The organism is Corynebacterium uropygiale (assembly GCF_021568315.1).
GTDB classification, from domain to species: domain Bacteria; phylum Actinomycetota; class Actinomycetes; order Mycobacteriales; family Mycobacteriaceae; genus Corynebacterium; species Corynebacterium uropygiale.
In genome coordinates, this window is the sequence record NZ_JAKGSI010000001.1 from 620,297 (window position 1) to 634,732 (window position 14,436).

Consider the following 14,436-nt stretch of genomic DNA (forward strand, 5'->3'; position numbering starts at 1 on the left):
GCCGTCCAGACGGCATGACGGCTACCTTCTACCTGCGGAAACAAGAAAAAGGGGAGGGCAATGTGCCCTCCCTGCGCTAGGGTGCTGTGGCCCTAAAAGAGATATTGCTGTTCTTCGCGTGCCCAGTTGTCGGGGTCGTTGAGGTCGTCTTCGTCCTCCTCGGGCACCCACCTGTCGTCCTCCTCACCACCAAAGGGCTCGGGGTGCTTGGCGTAATACTCACGAAGGGGCCCGTTGATGTACTCCTCGCGCACCCATTCTTCAGCGATTTGCGCGGCGCGTCCAGAAGTCGCCATGGTGCATTCGGGGGTCTGCATTCCGTGACGAACTTCCGGGTGTTCCTTCCACCACTTCTCCATGAGGCCCAAGTGCAATTCGGAGAAATAGTCTGTGAAGTCATCACAGGCGTCAAGATATAGCTCTTTTACGGTGTCGTCATCGTAGGGCTGGCCGAGAGTCTTCTGAACCATACGGATATCGGAAGGCGTGATCATTGTTGTGTTCCTTTCTTGTAGTAAGCCGTCATGACGGCTTGACGGCGTGACGGCTAGCCGTCGCGACGGCTCTGAGAATTATGAAGAAGATCCTCGACCAGCTCGGAGATGATCTCACGGATCGGCTTCTCTATCTGCTGAGCATAGACGTGAAGCTCGCGACGAAGATCAGCATCCATGCGGATCGTGAGCTTCGGATCATGCTGCGCGGTCCTGATCGTCTGCTTCGCCTGACTGGGGGGTGTAGCCCACTTTTTCGGGCCCATAGCACTCTTCTTACTCATCCGTAGCCTCCTCGGAGGTGAGAAACTCAGCTACATCGTCATAGCCATGCCAGGCAACTGGCTTCATGCCCCATGAGCGTTTGATGTCCTGCCGGAGCGGAATCTGCGTAGGGATCCTCGGGGTGCGTTCATCGCGAAGGACCTCAAGAAGCTCCTCGGCCTCCTTCGTCCCGAACCTCACACTCGTGAGAAGCACGTAGGCGGTCTTCGCGTGCGCGATAGCCAACGTATTCCACATGCGAGAGGTCTCGATAGCTGACGGGCTCGTCGGCACGATCACGAGGTCGGCAACCGAGATCGCGGTGTCGATGACGTCGGTGCCGCCGGGAGGGCAGTCGATAAGGACGAAGTCCTCGCGATAGCTCTTGCTGATGGTCCGCTTATTTGCAGGAGAGACCTCAAAGTCCAGTGGTTGGTCGTTGGCCTCAGCTTCCTCAGCCCACTCGGTCGCAGAGCCTTGCGGATCTAGATCGAGGACGCGGACGCTGTAGCCCTGCGCCGTCAAGGCGCTTGCCAGGTAGATGGTCGTGGTCGTTTTGCCAGTGCCGCCTTTAAGGTTGCACAGCGCGATGGTCGTCGTCATAGTCTGATGCCTTTCAATGATGCTGCACGGATGACTTGAGTGAGATCAATCGCCGTATCCGCGTAGCGCTGAGTTGTAGTGATTGAGGAGTGCCCGAGAGCTCTTTGCACCGCGACAAGGTCGTGCCCGGTCGCGTTATATGCGGTTGTCGCGAACCGGTGTCTGAGCGTGTGCAGTGTCCAATTGCCAGGGAGGGCTCGCGATGCCAGGTGACATACCCAACGAGGAGATAGGTGCCCGTGATCGTTGCCAGGGAAGATGTAACCCCCATATGGGGCTAATTCCCGCATGGATGTGAGCAACGTCTCAGTAAGTGGGAGGAGGCGGGCTTTCCCGCCCTTACCCTGCACTTTTAGGATCACGAGTCCGCCTGCTCGGATTTCAACGTCTTGGCTATGGATCCGGGAGATTTCTCCGGCCCGTAACCCCATCTCGGCCGCGAGGCGAAGGATGAGTCGGGTCCTCGGCACCGCACACGCCAGTGCTTCATCGAGTTCCGAGTCCGGTATAGGCCTCGGAGGTGGGAGTTGTCGCCTGATCGATGAGAGGCAAACCGTGGGATTCGGGTGGTCATGCGTTCTTTCAAACCACCGGAAGAACTGCCGGAAAGAAGAGTAGTAGGAGTGCCTAGTTTCTGGGAGCCAGTTTTGCCGGCCGCACCACAGTAGTAGTTCGCTTTCTTGTATGCGAGGCGACGGGTTCTCGATGCCACGCGCAAGAGTTCGCAAGTGTGTGATGCGCGTCCTAATAGTGTCTCGTCTGCGCCCCAGAGCGACAAGAATGAGCTCGAACTCTTCGATGGCTTCCCTCCAGGCGGGAGGGACGGTGGGGCTACTTGCCCCGTATGATTGCTGCATAAAATAGGTATGACACAGCAACCACAAGTGCTAAAAGACCAGGTCATAAGCGGGCCGTCGTGACGGCGTGACGGCCTGCCGTATAAACGTCCGGACGGCGTGACGGCCTGACGGCTAGCCGTCGAGACGGCTTGACGGCATGACGGCTCACTAAGGTAAATAAAAAACGCGAGGACGCCAGCCAATAACCCAGAGGTCGTTGGTTCGAATCCAGCCCCCGCTACGAGGTCGTCCCCTTTCACTTCGGTGGAAGGGGACTTTTCCTGTCCCTGGGGGGTAACACGACGGGGGAGAAGGTCCACGACGTCGAGACCGAAGAAGTCGGCCGCTGCATAGAGCTCATCGATGGCCTGGATAGCCCCCGGCTGCATCACCACGAAGCATACGCCCGTTGCAAAGGGAAGGGGTCCCCCTCGTCCCTCGCTGTGAAGTGGTGTTCCTCTCTTTCTAGAAGAGGTATTGCTGTTCTTCGGGTGCCCAGCTGTCGAGGTCGGTGGTGTCTTCCTCGTTCTCCTCGGGCACCCACCTGTCGTCCTCCTCGCCGCCGAACGGCTCGGGATGCTTGGCGTAGTACTCGCGGAGGGGGCCGTTGATGTATTCCTCGCGCGCCCACTCAATCACGATTTCTTGGGCTTTGGTCCACGTTTCCATGGTGCATTCTGGGGTTTGCGTCCCGTGGCGAACCTCGGGGTGCTCCTTCCACCACTTCTCCATAAGGTCAGTGAGAAGTCGATCGAAGTAGTCCCCAATTTCATCTTCATAGTCGAGATACAGTTCCCTTACGGTTTCGTCGTCGTAGGGCTGACCGAGTGTCTTCTGAACCATACGGATATCGGAGGGAAATATCATGATTGTGTTCCTTTCTTAGATAGAGCCGTCATGGGGGCTTGACGTGCCCCTTCTATCTAGGGAATTCGGTTCAGGAAGGGGGTTTCCTGTTTTCTAGAACGGGTGGTCCCGTTCTTCGCGTGCCCAGTTATCGGGGTCGTTGGTGTCTTCCTCGTCGTCCTCGGGCACCCACCTGTCGTCCTCCTCGCCTCCGAAGGGCTCGGGGTGCTTGGCGTAGTACTCACGAAGGGGACCGTTGATGTATTCTTCGCGAGCCCACTCAATAGCGATTTCTCGTGCTTTCGGCCAGGTTTCCATGGTGCATTCTGGGGTCTGCATACCGTGGCGCACCTCCGGGTGTTCTTTCCACCACTTCTCCATCAACTGCAGGTGGACTTCATCGAAGTAGTCACCGAGTTCCTCGTTGATTTCTTGGTAGAGCTCTTCAATTGTCTCGTCATCGTAGGGCTGACCGAGAATCTTCTGGGTCCTGCGGATTTCGGTGGGGCCAATCATGATTGTGTTCCTTTCTTGTAGTGAGCCGTCATGATTCCGCGACGGTCCTGGGATGGGCGAAGAAGATCCTCGAGCAGCTGAGGGCTGATCTCGCTGGTCGTCTTCTTTGTCTGGGGAGCATAGAGGGGAGGCTCGCCATGAAGGTCTGCGTCTGTTCGAATAGTGGGGTTCGAATCGCGCTGTGCAGGCCAGATCGTGTTCCTCGTCCCCGGGTGGCCTGATCCCCTCGTGGCCCCTCATCGAGCTGTATCGTGGCGAAAAGGGTGGTTCTTCGCCACCACGGCAGACGCCTGGTGTCTGAGCCGCCATGTAGTTTTCTCTCCCCGGAGGCACCCCGTGCAGGAATTCGTCGCACTTGATTTCGAGACAGCCAATGAACAGCGTTGTTCGGCGTGCTCAGTTGGCCTTGTGGCCTTTGACACCAATGGTGAGGTCAGTGATCGGTTTGATCAGATTCTCCGCCCTCACCCCGACGTGGACTACTTCAATCCCGTCAATACCTGGGTCCATGGAATGACCGCGGCGGATGTCGCGGATGCGCCGCAGTGGTCAGATATCAAGTCCGCCGTCGATTCCTTCATCGGGGACCGGCCGCTTGTCGCGCACAATATGGCCTTCGATGGCTTTGTTCTTTCGGATCTCAATGCCCTCTATGGGTGTGAGGATTATCCGAATCGGCGCTACTGCACGCTACGTCTGGCTCGGAGGCTTCTGGCGGACAAGCTGCAGCGAAAGAGCCTCGACCGCTTATTTGATTATTACTTCCCGGGTGATTCCTTCGCCCATCATGACGCGAGTTCTGATGCGGAAGTCTGCGGCCGCATTTTCGCTCGCATGCAGTCCCAGTGGGGTATTGATTATCTCTCGGAGCTGTGTCCTCCTACCGGATCGGTGAGAAAGCGCGGCTCGACGTCGGGGCGCTCTGTGACGAAACAAGGGCTTGAAGAACTCATTACCCAATATTCCAACCCTGAGGCCCTCGCCGGTGAGACTGTTGTTTTCACGGGGACGCTTCAGCGCGGGCAGCGTTCGGTGATCCAGGCTCTGGTGAAGGAGCTGGGCGGGACCCCCGATAAGAGCCTCACGAAGAGGACCACCATTCTCGTCGTCGGTATTCCGAATCCGGGGGCGTTTGCGGAGGGGGCAACGGCCTCGCGGAAGCTCACGAAGGCGACGCAGCTGCGTGAGTCGGGATCGCCCATCCAGGTGATGAGCGAAGAGGAGTTCTTCCACCGATTGGAAAAATAACGGCCCGTCGCGCTCTGCTGATAGATTCATGGGGAGAAATCGAACGTCGTGGAGTGGAAGGTGTGCCTGGGTGACTCAGGAATTTGAGCATCGTTTCGCCGATGGTGAGGCCGAGATTCAGGTCGAGGTCGTGGACGGGGAGGGGACCGTCCTGGGAACCGTCGGCAAACTTGAGGCCCACGTGCCCCCGGGGATTCTGCACCGCGCCTTCTCTCTCTTCCTTTTTGATCCCGACGGCCGCATGGTGCTGCAACGCCGGGCCGCCACCAAGTACCACTCACCGCTGCTCCTCACGAACGCAACGTGTTCCCATCCGCGGCCGGGGGAGCCCGTCGAGGATGCGGTTCGACGTCGGGCCGCCGAAGAACTGGGCGCGCACCTGGAGGAGCTGCGGGAGGTGGGGATCGTCGTCTACCAGGTGCATGACGAGCGATCTGGCCTCTCTGAGCACGAGTACAACCACGTCTTCGCGGGCAGGGTGGACGCAAGTGCGCTGCGCCCGGACCCGGAAGAAGTGGATGAGATCGTGCTGGTGACCCCGGAGGAACTGGAAGCCCGGCGAGGATCGGAGCCCTTCACCGAGTGGTTCTCTCACGTCTGGGAGCGCGTGGCGCCCGTGGCCGGGGAATTCGGCTTCCGAGCTGGGGATACGCCCGCCGAGGGCTGAACCTGGCCGGGGTGGGCGCGGGCTGAACGTGGCAGGGGTGGGCGTCGAGAATGCGCGGCGGGCAGGCGGAATGCAGGAATTTTGCCAATTCGTGCGAGGCCGCGCGAAACGGCTGACAATGTCCGTGTGACGGGTCTAACATTGCTGGGAGTGCGGAACACCCACCGCGACAACTGTTGACGATCGGCCTATCCGGCCGTAGAGAGGATCAGCCTGTGTCCCACGGATATCGTGTCGGAGATTATCTTTTGGACCGCATTGCGGAATTCGGGGTCAAGGACGTTTTTGGCGTCCCGGGGGATTACAACCTGGCGTTCATGGACATCATTGATGAGCATGACTCGCTGCGCTGGGTGGGCACGGCCAACGAGCTCAACGCCTCCTACGCCGCTGATGCCTATGCGCGCGCCCGGGGGCTCTCCGCGATGGTGACCACCTACGGCGTCGGGGAGCTCAGCGCGATCAACGGCACGGCCGGCAGCTTTGCGGAGTTTGCGCCGGTGCTGCACATCGTGGGCGCCCCGAAGACGACGCTGCAGAAGGAGCACGGGGTGCTCCACCACTCGCTCGGCGACGGCGACTTTGACCACTTCTACGAGATGGCCCGCCACGTGACCGTCGCGCAGGCCAAGCTCACCGCGCAGAACGCGGCGGCGGAGATCGACCGTGTGCTCCGCGAGGTGGTCCTGGAATCCCGGCCGGGGTACATCATGCTGCCGGCGGACGTCGCCGAGGCGGAGATCTACCGCCCCGCCGGGCCGCTCCAGGGCATTGAGCGCAGCTCCTCCCCGGATGCGCTCGACGCCTTCCAGCGCGCCGCGCGGAAGCAGCTGAAGGACTCCTCCGTGACGATCCTCGCGGACCTCATCGTGGACCGGCTGGGGGCTACCGAGGAGCTGCACTCGCTCATTGAGAACACCGAGGTGCCCTACAGCACCTGCGCCTGGGGCAAGTCGCTGGTGGATGAGTCCTCGCCGCGCTTCGCGGGGATCTACGCCGGGGCGGCCTCCCAGGAGCGTGCGCGCAAGGCTGTCGAGGAGGCGGACACCCTCGTGAAGATTGGCGTCATCTTCAATGACTCCATCACCGCCGGCTTCACCGACAACATCGACCCCGAGCGGGTCATCTCCATCGACTCGGGCGTGGCGACCGTCGGCGACGTCATGTTCGCGCCCATCGCGATGCGCGACGCCATCACGGCGCTCAAGGAGATCGCGGCGGAGGAGCCCTGGACCCCGCAGCCCCTCGACGAGCTCCCCGAACCGGAAGCCACCGACGTCGATCCCAACGCACCGCTCACCCAGGATGAGCTGTGGAATCACGTCGCTGCTGGCTGCACCCGCGGGCAGACCGTCATCGCTGACCAGGGCACGAGCTTCTACGGCATCGCGCCGCACTCCCTGCCCACCGACTCCCTCTTCATCGGGCAGCCCCAGTGGGGCTCCATCGGCTACACGCTGCCGGCGACGCTCGGCGCCTGTCTCGCGCGCCCCGACCAGCGCACGGTCCTCCTCATTGGCGACGGCTCGGCGCAGCTCACCCTCCAGGAGCTCGGCACCATGCTGCGCCTGGGGCTCACCCCGTTCATCATCCTGGTGAACAACGACGGCTACACCGTCGAGCGGGCCATCCGCGGCCCCGAGAAGGGCTACAACGACATCCAGCCCTACAACTGGCAGAAGGTCCTGGAAGCCTTCGGCGGCACCGAGGATCAGTGCCTCACCCTCCGCGCGGAGACCCTCAGCGAGCTGCGCGAGGCACTCCAGACCGCGACGGATACCCAGGACAAGCTCGTCCTCCTCGAGGTGTGCACCGAGCGCCTCGACTACCCGCCGCTCCTCCAGGCGCTCGCCGAGAGCGCCAAGTAGGCGGAGGCTCACGCGGGTGCGCTCGCCGGGCCGCAAGCCCACGCGCGCCCACGCTGCCGCACCCCATCTCACCCCCTGAAGGGCCCAGCACTCAGGGGGTTTTGTTCCGCGGGAAAGGGCCCGCTATAGTGGCCAAAAGAACAAAGCGGTCTATTTTTATGTACCGCTTGGTTCGTGTTGGCGACCATAGATGACGAGCACAGGAGGTGGGGCATGCCGAAGCTTCTCGTCGGTGTTGACGTGGGCACTCAAGGCTCCAAGGCCGCGGTGTACACAACGAGCGGAAAGCTCGTCGGCCGGGCCTATAGCCTGCACGACATCCGTTACCCGGGTGCAGGCCGCGCGGAAATGGATCCGGAGCAGCTTCTCGACGCCGCAGAAACAGCGATCCGCCAGGCCGTCGATCAGGCAGCTGCGCGCGGGATGAACCCCCGCGATATTGCGGCCGTCGGAGTGTCGGGAATCCTCGTGGGCCAGGTGCTTCTTGATCGGGACGGGCGAGTCCTCTACCCGCTCATCACCAGCCTTGATACGCGCGCGGAGGACATCGCAGCCCGGGCCGCCCGGGAGTGCGAACCCCTGTGGGTGGAAGAGTCCGGCACGTCGACGCTCGACGCCTACGCCGCCCCGTTCCTGCTCAGCTGGGTTCGGGAGAATGAGCCCGAGGTCTGGCGGGAGGTCGCGCACACGCAGAGCGTGGGGCCGTTCATCGCGGGCCGCCTTGTCGGGCAGCGGCAGCCGGTCATCGACCACACCCATCTGTCCGGGTGGATGGTGGGCTGGGACGCCCGCTCGCGGAGTTTTTCCCCGCGGCAGCTCGACGCCTTCGGCATCCCGCAGGAGATTCTTCCTGACGTCGTGGCCTCGACGGACGTGATCGGGGACGTGACCAGCGAGGTCTCCCGGCGGACGCATCTCCCCGCGGGGACGCCGGTCATTGCGGGCGCCGGCGATGTCATGCAGTCGAATCTCGCGGCGGGACAGGTGCAGCCAGGCCAAGCCGTCGACGTGGCGGGGACGACGAGCATCCTCGCCGTCGGCGTGGAGGGAATCCTCCCTGAGGCGTCTCGACGCCAGGGGTTGCTCTACTCCCTCGGAACGATCCCGGGGCAGTCCTTGTACTGGGGCTATGTGCGCTCCGGCGGGATGAGTTTGCGCTGGTTCCGGGATGAGGTGGCGCGCGTCGGCGAGAATGACGCGGTCTACGCGGAATTTGATGCGCTCGCTGAGGACGTGCCCCCGGGCTCGCACGGCGTCCTCTTCCTCCCGTACCTTGCGGGAGGAAATCCGGACTCCCCCTATGCGTCGGGGACGTGGCTGGGGATGGAATCGGGGACCGATACCGGGATCCTCTGGCGTTCCGCGCTCGAGTCTGTGGCCTTCGAGTACCACAGCATTCTTGGCGCCGTGCGGGACGCGGGGATGGACCTCAGCGAAGTTCTCGTCACAGGGGGAGGGGCTGCGTCGGGAACGTGGAACCAGGTGAAAGCCGATGTCACGGGCGTTCCTTGGCGCGTTCCTGGCCGCGTGGACGGGCCCGTCCTTGCTGATGCGGTGCTCGCCGGAGTGGGCGTGGGCATCTACCCCTCGGTGGCGGAGCCGTTGGAGCAGTGGAACCTCGGCGGCGCCACGCACATTCCGCGCCGTCGATCGCGAGCCCTCTATGAGAAAGCGGCGTGCATTCGAGCGGAACTCTTGGGCGGCCCCATGCAGGAGGTCTTCGCCCGCACCCGTGAACTACGCAATCTTCAAGTGGAAGGATAAAACATGACTCTGCTGGTGATGTGGAAAGATAGCGACCCCACAACGGAGACGCTCCGAACGACGCAGCCCGAGACGATCGCCGAGGTGCTCGGACGCATCGGTGCGCAGTATGAGCAGTGGGATTCGTCGAAGGACCTCGCCCCCGATGCTGATCAGGCGGCAGTTCTTGAGGCCTATGCCGCCGAGGTGCGCGACATCCGTGAGCGCGAGGGATATGACACCATCGACGTCATGCGCCTGCACAACTACGGCCAGCCGGACTTCTGGGAGCAGGCCGCGGCGGGGCGGAAGAAATTCCTCGACGAACACACCCACTCCGATGATGAGGTCCGCTACTTCGTCGAAGGCTCCGGCACCTTCTACCTGCACGTCGGAGACGACGTCTACGCCGTTGTCTGCGAGAAAGGCGATTATCTCTCCGTCCCGGAGGGCGCGACGCACTGGTTCGACATGGGGGAGAAGAACCCCTCCTTCTGCGCGATCCGCTTCTTCCACGACGAGGAAGGCTGGGTGGGAGAATTCACCGGCGAACCCATCGCCCGGCGCTTCCCGACCCACGATGAGTTGGCCGCATCGCTGCCGGGCTCGAGCAGGCAGGACGCATAGATGGCCATCGCGTATGTGCCGCGGCCTGCGGCGATCGTCATCGATATTGAGGGGACGACGTCCTCCACCTGGTTTGTCCATAGGACGCTCTATCCTTTCTCCCGAGCGCACTTTGAGCCCTATCTGTTGAAGGACGCCCCTGCGATCTGGGAGCTTCGGCGCAGTATCTGCGCGGAAGCGGGCCTCAGCGAGGAGTCCTCAACGCAGGAGCTCGTGGAGGTACTCAATGCCTGGCTTGACCGGGACGAAAAACGCACGCCTTTGAAGACTCTCCAGGGCATGATCTGGCGAGACGGGTTTGACAGCGGAGAGCTCACCTCCCACTTCTTCCCCGACGCCGTCCCCACCCTGAGGCGATGGCGCGGCGAAGGGATCCGCCTGGCGGTGTTTTCCTCCGGATCCATCGATGCCCAGCACGCGTGGTTTGGCCACACCCCGGAGGGAAGCATTCTTCCCCTCATCGAATCCCATCATGACACCCGCACCGCCGGGCCCAAGAAGGTGGCGCGCTCCTACGAGGTCATCCGGCAGCAGCTCGGTCTCCCGGCGCAGCGGATTCTCTTCCTTTCCGACCTGGTGGATGAACTGGATGCCGCTGCCGCCGATGGGTGGCTCACGTGCGGGGTGCGCCGTCGCGGAGACCAATACTGGGAGCGCGGAGTGGCCGGGCACCCGGAGATCACCCGACTCGATGAGCTGCACTGGGAGGGAGGGCACCGATGAGCACGGCCCTGCTGCGTCGAGCGCTTCGCCGGCCAGGAGCGGGGGTGGGATGCTCGGCGGCGGGGTGTCCGCGCGTCGACGTCCTCGTGATCGGCGGGGGGATCTCGGGAGTCCAGATCGCCCGGCACTGCGCTGCGCGTGGACTGGCGACGCTCCTCGTGGAGAAGGAGGACTTCGGCTCCGGCACCTCAGCAGCGACGACGAAGGCCATCCACGGCGGGCTACGCTACCTTGAGCAAGGCGATATTCCGGTGGTGGTGGAGTCGCTTCGGGAGAGGCGCCTCCTTGGGCTTGCTGCTCCGCACCTGGTCCAGCCACGAAGCTTCCTGCTCACGGCCTATGACTGGTCAACTCCGCGGGCCCCGATTCTCGGGGCAGGCGTGGGGCTCTATGAGGCGCTCGCCCTGGGGCGCAACCGGGGAATCCTCCGGGACCTGCGGGCCCGACGCCCGCGCTGGGTCCGTCGTGAGGAGCTTCTCACCCAGGTCCCGTGGCTGAAGCGCGAGGGGCTCGTCGGCGCGTGGCGGCATGATGACAGCCTCAACCTCCACCCCGAGCGCCTCCTCCTCGCGATCCTGCAGAGTGCCGTCGACGACGGCGCAGTGGCGCTCAATCACGCCCGCGTGACAGGGCTGCTCCCCGCGCCGCAGCGCGGAGTGCGCGTGCGCGATGAACTCACGGGGGAGAGCGCCGACATCCAGGCGGAGGTCATCATCAACGCGGCCGGGCCGTGGGCGGCGGAGGCGCTGGGTGTTGAGGCGCAACGCAATGGGGTGGCCGTCGCGCAATCCAAAGGCGTACACCTCATGACGCGGGATCTGGGAAACACCGATGGGGTGTATGTCCGCGGAGCGAATGGGCACCACATTGTTGTGAACCCGTGGGATGGGCGGCAGCTCATCGGACCCACGGACACCCCCATGGACGGCAGCCCCGATGATGCCCGGGCTGAGGTGAGCGACATCGAGCTCCTGCGCGAAACCTTTGATTCCGTGGCCGAGACGCCGCTGCGCCGGGAGGACGTCGTCGATACTCTCGTCGGCGTGCGGCCTCTCCTCATGAGTGGCGATTCCACCTATACATCCTCGCGGCGTTTCGACATCATCCCTGGTCAGCCGGGGGTGTACACGGTTCTTGGCGGGAAGTGGACCACGGGACGGGCGATGGGAGAGAAGGTCAGCGCGGAGATTATCGCGCGAGAGGCGGGGCTCCCGCCCACCAAGCGGATCTCCGCGGAGCTTCCCCTCCACGCCAGCATGCGGGGGTATTCGACGATGAGCGAGGCCCTCGACGCGGCCGTGCGGGCGGCCCCGCATCTCGGGCTGGGAAGGGAGCAGAGGGAGCACCTCGCGCGAATGTATGGCGAGGACCATGTGCGCATCCTCGGGCTCGTGGCGGAGCACCCGGAACTGGGGCAGCCGCTCGAGCCACAGAAGCCTCAGGCGGCGGGCGCGAGCGGGCGCGGGTGCCTGGACTGTGCGGCGCAGGTGGTCTATGCCGTCGAGGCTGAGGGGGCATGCACGCTTCGCGACGTGGTGGACCGACGGCTCTCGCTGGGGACCCGCCGGGCGGTGAGCGCAGAAGCCCTGGATGCCGTGTGCCGTGTGCTCGCAACCGTCCTCGGGTGGAATGGCACGCGGCTGCGCGAGGAACGCGAAGCGTATAGCGCGGCACAGCGAGGCCGCGCGGAGATCCTTGACCAGGGCTTTGCGTGTCCTTCCTCGGCGCTCTCGTGACGGGTTTCGCCCCGCACACACGACATCGCCCGGCAGGACCTCTGCCTACCGGGCGATGGAGTAAGGAGTGAAAGCGTCGAGCTTACTGCTCGGGCTGCGGGTCGCCGCCGCCCACCTGCTCGTCGATCTTGTCGCGAACCTGGTGGATCTGGTCGGCCTTGTCCTCGCCGAACTTGTCCTTGGCGGCCTGCTCGGCGCGGTCGAGAGCCTGGTCGGTGACCTGCTCGCCCTTGTCAGAGTTCAGGAATTCCTTGGCCTTGTCCATGAGACCCATGTCGGTACCTCACTTTCGTTCTAAGTTATATAAGCGTGCGGCGCCTACTGTACCAAGCGCTCGCCCGCAGCGCTAGGGGATTTCAGAATTTCGTGGTGGTGCGCGCCTCGCGGATCTTCGTCGTGAGCTGGGAGAGCTCGGTGAGGCTGAGCTCTTCATCGGCGTGGGCGGTGCAGTAGTCGAGGAGGGCGTAGCCGGCTTCCTGGATGGAGGTGTGCTGCGGCCACGTACTCGTGCGGCTCGCGGGGTGGTTCGCGACGAGGGAGGTCACCGCGCGCCGCTCCGCGAGGAGCTCGTATTGGAGATCCCGCCGCTGGGCGAGGGCCTCGTTGGGCGGCATGGTCATGAGCGCGCCGAGGAGCGAGCCCATGGCGCGGTAGCAGCGGTCGACGAGGCGGGCGTAGTGCTTGGGCTCGGAGTTCGGCATCCACAGCCAGAGGAAGAGGAGGGAGAAGAGGATCGCGAAGAAGACCTCGCACACGCGGGAGGTGACGACGGGCAGGAGCGGTAGCGCGATGGAATTGCCCATGAGGAGGGCGAGCGGCGTCGCGAAGATGACGCAGAGAGCATAGTTGCGGGTCACGAAGATCTCCGCGCAGAACTGGCACACCGCGATCGCGGCGAGCAGCGTCCACCCGTGAACCCCCAGCATGTGGAAGGCGCCGAAGAGGATGATCCCCAGCAGCGAGCCGAGCAGGCGGTGCAGGCCGCGGATCGTGCCGGGAAGCTTATCCGGCCCCCACTGGAGGACGAGCATGGCGGAGACGACGGTCCAGTCCGGGCGGTCAAAGCCCAGCGCGATGGTGATCGTTCCCGCCAAGAGGCTCGCGAGAATCACCTTGCACGTCGTGATTGTCGCGTGCGAATAGGGGTGAATAGAGCGGTAGATCCGGTAGAGATGGGACGGCCGCGAGTGCGGGATGGCATTGCGGCTGAGGTCCACGTAGCTGGGGGTTTCCGTCAGCTGGGACTCCTTCTCCCGCGCTGGGGCCATCGTCGAGGCATTCACGAGCCGGTGGTGGGCCGCGACGGTGCGTCGCACGAGGTCCGCCTGGCTCGCGTCCTGGATGCGCCCGCCGCGCACGACGCCGGCGTCGGAGAGCGTCGCCCACGTGTCCGCGAGGGCCGCCTGGGCCTGGTGATTCTTCGCGATCGCGGGCTGCGGGGCATTGATGAAGTCCTCAACGGCCTTTTCCAGCACCGCGACGGCCCGGTACTGCGGGGCCCGGCGGTGGAAGAGCAGCGGCCCGACCCCCATGACGAGGGCGGAGAGGACACCGAAGATCGCCCAAAAGCCCACGTCCACGGGGTTGAGCCCGAGGCGCGCGACCATCGTCGAGCCGCCGCCCACCATGACGATGAAGAAGCTCCCCGGGGGAGGCAGCCGCAGCGCATTCTGGCAGAAGGTGCCGAGGGCGGCGAGGATCGTCGTGTACACCACGATGAGCAGAAGCCACCAGGACGTCCCGTCGCCTGCGATCTCATTCCACGTCACCGTGCCGACGAACGCCCCCGCCATCGACGCCATGACGATGAACACGCCGGCCGTGAGGATGGAGCGCCAGCGGGTGCGCAGCGGCAGCCCTTCCCCGTACACCACGCTGTATCCGCCTGCCGCGATGAGCAGCATCTCCTGGTCCAGGCCCAGCAGCAGGGCCACCGCCGCCGGGACGACGAGCGCCGCCGCCAATTTCAGAGCCGTTGGCCATCGCGGGGCAGGGGAGTGGAAGTTCGTGAAGAGGCGCCACGCGCCTGACATTGTGGGGAGCAGTTCCGCGGGGACCGCATGCGGGGACGGGCTCGACGTATTCACCTATGCACAGACCTCATTTCGTTTCGCATCGACGGCATGGATACGGCATGGAAGACGCGCTGCATCTCGGGAATGGTTCGTGGCCCTCACCCTGCCCTCGCCCCGAGGCAGCACGCGCGCCGACGATAGTGTACGCCTCAGCGTCTGCGCGCTAATCCTGAGCTCGCCTAAGGTG

At 63.8% G+C, this 14,436-nt stretch carries 15 protein-coding genes; 7 read left to right on the top strand and 8 right to left on the bottom strand.

Going from position 1 to position 14,436, the window contains the following annotated elements:
• Window positions 1-92: 92 nt before the first annotated feature.
• The 6 genes from L1O03_RS02975 to L1O03_RS02995 form a co-directional block, all read right to left on the bottom strand.
• Window positions 93-494, bottom strand: coding sequence for a hypothetical protein (locus L1O03_RS02975; RefSeq protein ID WP_236117917.1), 402 nt, complete (start codon window positions 492-494; stop codon window positions 93-95).
• Between the two features lie 53 nt (window positions 495-547).
• The gene (locus L1O03_RS02980; RefSeq protein ID WP_236117918.1) at window positions 548-778 is read right to left on the bottom strand and encodes a hypothetical protein; all 231 of its coding nucleotides are present in this window, start codon (window positions 776-778) and stop codon (window positions 548-550) included.
• On the bottom strand, window positions 771-1,361 hold the full coding sequence (locus tag L1O03_RS02985) for a ParA family protein (RefSeq protein WP_236117919.1): 591 nt from the start codon (window positions 1,359-1,361) through the stop codon (window positions 771-773). The genes L1O03_RS02980 and L1O03_RS02985 overlap by 8 nt, the downstream gene beginning before the upstream one ends.
• Entirely contained in the window at window positions 1,358-2,218 is an 861-nt protein-coding gene (locus tag L1O03_RS11650; RefSeq protein WP_420830274.1) for a tyrosine-type recombinase/integrase, read from the bottom strand. The genes L1O03_RS02985 and L1O03_RS11650 overlap by 4 nt, the downstream gene beginning before the upstream one ends.
• Window positions 2,219-2,665: 447 nt before the next feature.
• The gene (locus L1O03_RS02990) at window positions 2,666-3,043 is read right to left on the bottom strand and encodes a hypothetical protein (protein WP_236117920.1); all 378 of its coding nucleotides are present in this window, start codon (window positions 3,041-3,043) and stop codon (window positions 2,666-2,668) included.
• A 117-nt stretch (window positions 3,044-3,160) separates the two neighbouring features.
• Window positions 3,161-3,562 (bottom strand): hypothetical protein, encoded by a 402-nt coding sequence (locus L1O03_RS02995; RefSeq protein ID WP_236117921.1) that lies wholly within the window; start codon window positions 3,560-3,562, stop codon window positions 3,161-3,163.
• A 336-nt stretch (window positions 3,563-3,898) separates the two neighbouring features.
• Here L1O03_RS02995 and L1O03_RS03000 point away from each other — a divergent pair, with 336 nt between their 5' ends.
• The 7 genes from L1O03_RS03000 (at window position 3,899) to L1O03_RS03030 (ending at window position 12,174) form a co-directional block, all read left to right on the top strand.
• Window positions 3,899-4,810, top strand: a complete 912-nt coding sequence (locus tag L1O03_RS03000; protein WP_236117922.1) for an exonuclease domain-containing protein — start codon at window positions 3,899-3,901, stop codon at window positions 4,808-4,810.
• A gap of 70 nt (window positions 4,811-4,880) precedes the next feature.
• Complete coding sequence (idi, locus tag L1O03_RS03005) at window positions 4,881-5,477, top strand: isopentenyl-diphosphate Delta-isomerase (RefSeq protein WP_236117923.1); 597 nt, start codon at window positions 4,881-4,883, stop codon at window positions 5,475-5,477.
• Window positions 5,478-5,692: 215 nt separating this feature from the next.
• Window positions 5,693-7,345 carry an alpha-keto acid decarboxylase family protein gene (locus L1O03_RS03010; RefSeq protein WP_236117924.1) on the top strand — a complete coding sequence of 551 codons (1,653 nt, stop codon included), beginning with the start codon at window positions 5,693-5,695 and terminating at the stop codon, window positions 7,343-7,345.
• Window positions 7,346-7,558: 213 nt separating this feature from the next.
• Complete coding sequence (locus L1O03_RS03015; protein ID WP_236117925.1) at window positions 7,559-9,109, top strand: xylulokinase; 1,551 nt, start codon at window positions 7,559-7,561, stop codon at window positions 9,107-9,109.
• A 3-nt stretch (window positions 9,110-9,112) separates the two neighbouring features.
• Window positions 9,113-9,715: a 1,2-dihydroxy-3-keto-5-methylthiopentene dioxygenase gene (locus L1O03_RS03020; RefSeq protein WP_236117926.1), complete on the top strand. Its 603-nt coding sequence runs from the start codon at window positions 9,113-9,115 to the stop codon at window positions 9,713-9,715.
• On the top strand, window positions 9,716-10,438 hold the full coding sequence (mtnC, locus tag L1O03_RS03025) for an acireductone synthase (RefSeq protein WP_236117927.1): 723 nt from the start codon (window positions 9,716-9,718) through the stop codon (window positions 10,436-10,438).
• The gene (locus L1O03_RS03030; protein WP_236117928.1) at window positions 10,435-12,174 is read left to right on the top strand and encodes a glycerol-3-phosphate dehydrogenase/oxidase; all 1,740 of its coding nucleotides are present in this window, start codon (window positions 10,435-10,437) and stop codon (window positions 12,172-12,174) included. Before mtnC ends, L1O03_RS03030 begins: the two co-directional genes overlap by 4 nt.
• A gap of 82 nt (window positions 12,175-12,256) precedes the next feature.
• Here L1O03_RS03030 and L1O03_RS03035 read toward each other — a convergent pair whose 3' ends face one another.
• Together L1O03_RS03035 and L1O03_RS03040 are read right to left on the bottom strand one after the other, a co-directional pair.
• The gene (locus tag L1O03_RS03035; protein WP_236117929.1) at window positions 12,257-12,448 is read right to left on the bottom strand and encodes an antitoxin; all 192 of its coding nucleotides are present in this window, start codon (window positions 12,446-12,448) and stop codon (window positions 12,257-12,259) included.
• A gap of 82 nt (window positions 12,449-12,530) precedes the next feature.
• Window positions 12,531-14,207 carry an FUSC family protein gene (locus L1O03_RS03040; protein WP_236117930.1) on the bottom strand — a complete coding sequence of 559 codons (1,677 nt, stop codon included), beginning with the start codon at window positions 14,205-14,207 and terminating at the stop codon, window positions 12,531-12,533.
• Window positions 14,208-14,436: the final 229 nt, after the last annotated feature.

Bases quoted from the DNA above. Each gene is read 5' to 3' on its own strand.
- L1O03_RS02975 (WP_236117917.1), bottom strand. From the start codon at position 494: ATGATCACGCCTTCCGATATCCGTATGGTTCAGAAGACTCTCGGCCAG.
- L1O03_RS03015 (WP_236117925.1), top strand. From the start codon at position 7,559: ATGCCGAAGCTTCTCGTCGGTGTTGACGTGGGCACTCAAGGCTCCAAG.
- L1O03_RS02990 (WP_236117920.1), bottom strand. From the start codon at position 3,043: ATGGTTCAGAAGACACTCGGTCAGCCCTACGACGACGAAACCGTAAGG.
- L1O03_RS03020 (WP_236117926.1), top strand. From the start codon at position 9,113: ATGACTCTGCTGGTGATGTGGAAAGATAGCGACCCCACAACGGAGACG.
- L1O03_RS03030 (WP_236117928.1), top strand. From the start codon at position 10,435: ATGAGCACGGCCCTGCTGCGTCGAGCGCTTCGCCGGCCAGGAGCGGGG.
- L1O03_RS03040 (WP_236117930.1), bottom strand. From the start codon at position 14,207: ATGTCAGGCGCGTGGCGCCTCTTCACGAACTTCCACTCCCCTGCCCCG.
- mtnC (WP_236117927.1), top strand. From the start codon at position 9,716: ATGGCCATCGCGTATGTGCCGCGGCCTGCGGCGATCGTCATCGATATT.
- L1O03_RS02980 (WP_236117918.1), bottom strand. From the start codon at position 778: ATGAGTAAGAAGAGTGCTATGGGCCCGAAAAAGTGGGCTACACCCCCC.
- L1O03_RS11650 (WP_420830274.1), bottom strand. From the start codon at position 2,218: ATGCAGCAATCATACGGGGCAAGTAGCCCCACCGTCCCTCCCGCCTGG.
- L1O03_RS03035 (WP_236117929.1), bottom strand. From the start codon at position 12,448: ATGGGTCTCATGGACAAGGCCAAGGAATTCCTGAACTCTGACAAGGGC.
- L1O03_RS02985 (WP_236117919.1), bottom strand. From the start codon at position 1,361: ATGACGACGACCATCGCGCTGTGCAACCTTAAAGGCGGCACTGGCAAA.
- L1O03_RS02995 (WP_236117921.1), bottom strand. From the start codon at position 3,562: ATGATTGGCCCCACCGAAATCCGCAGGACCCAGAAGATTCTCGGTCAG.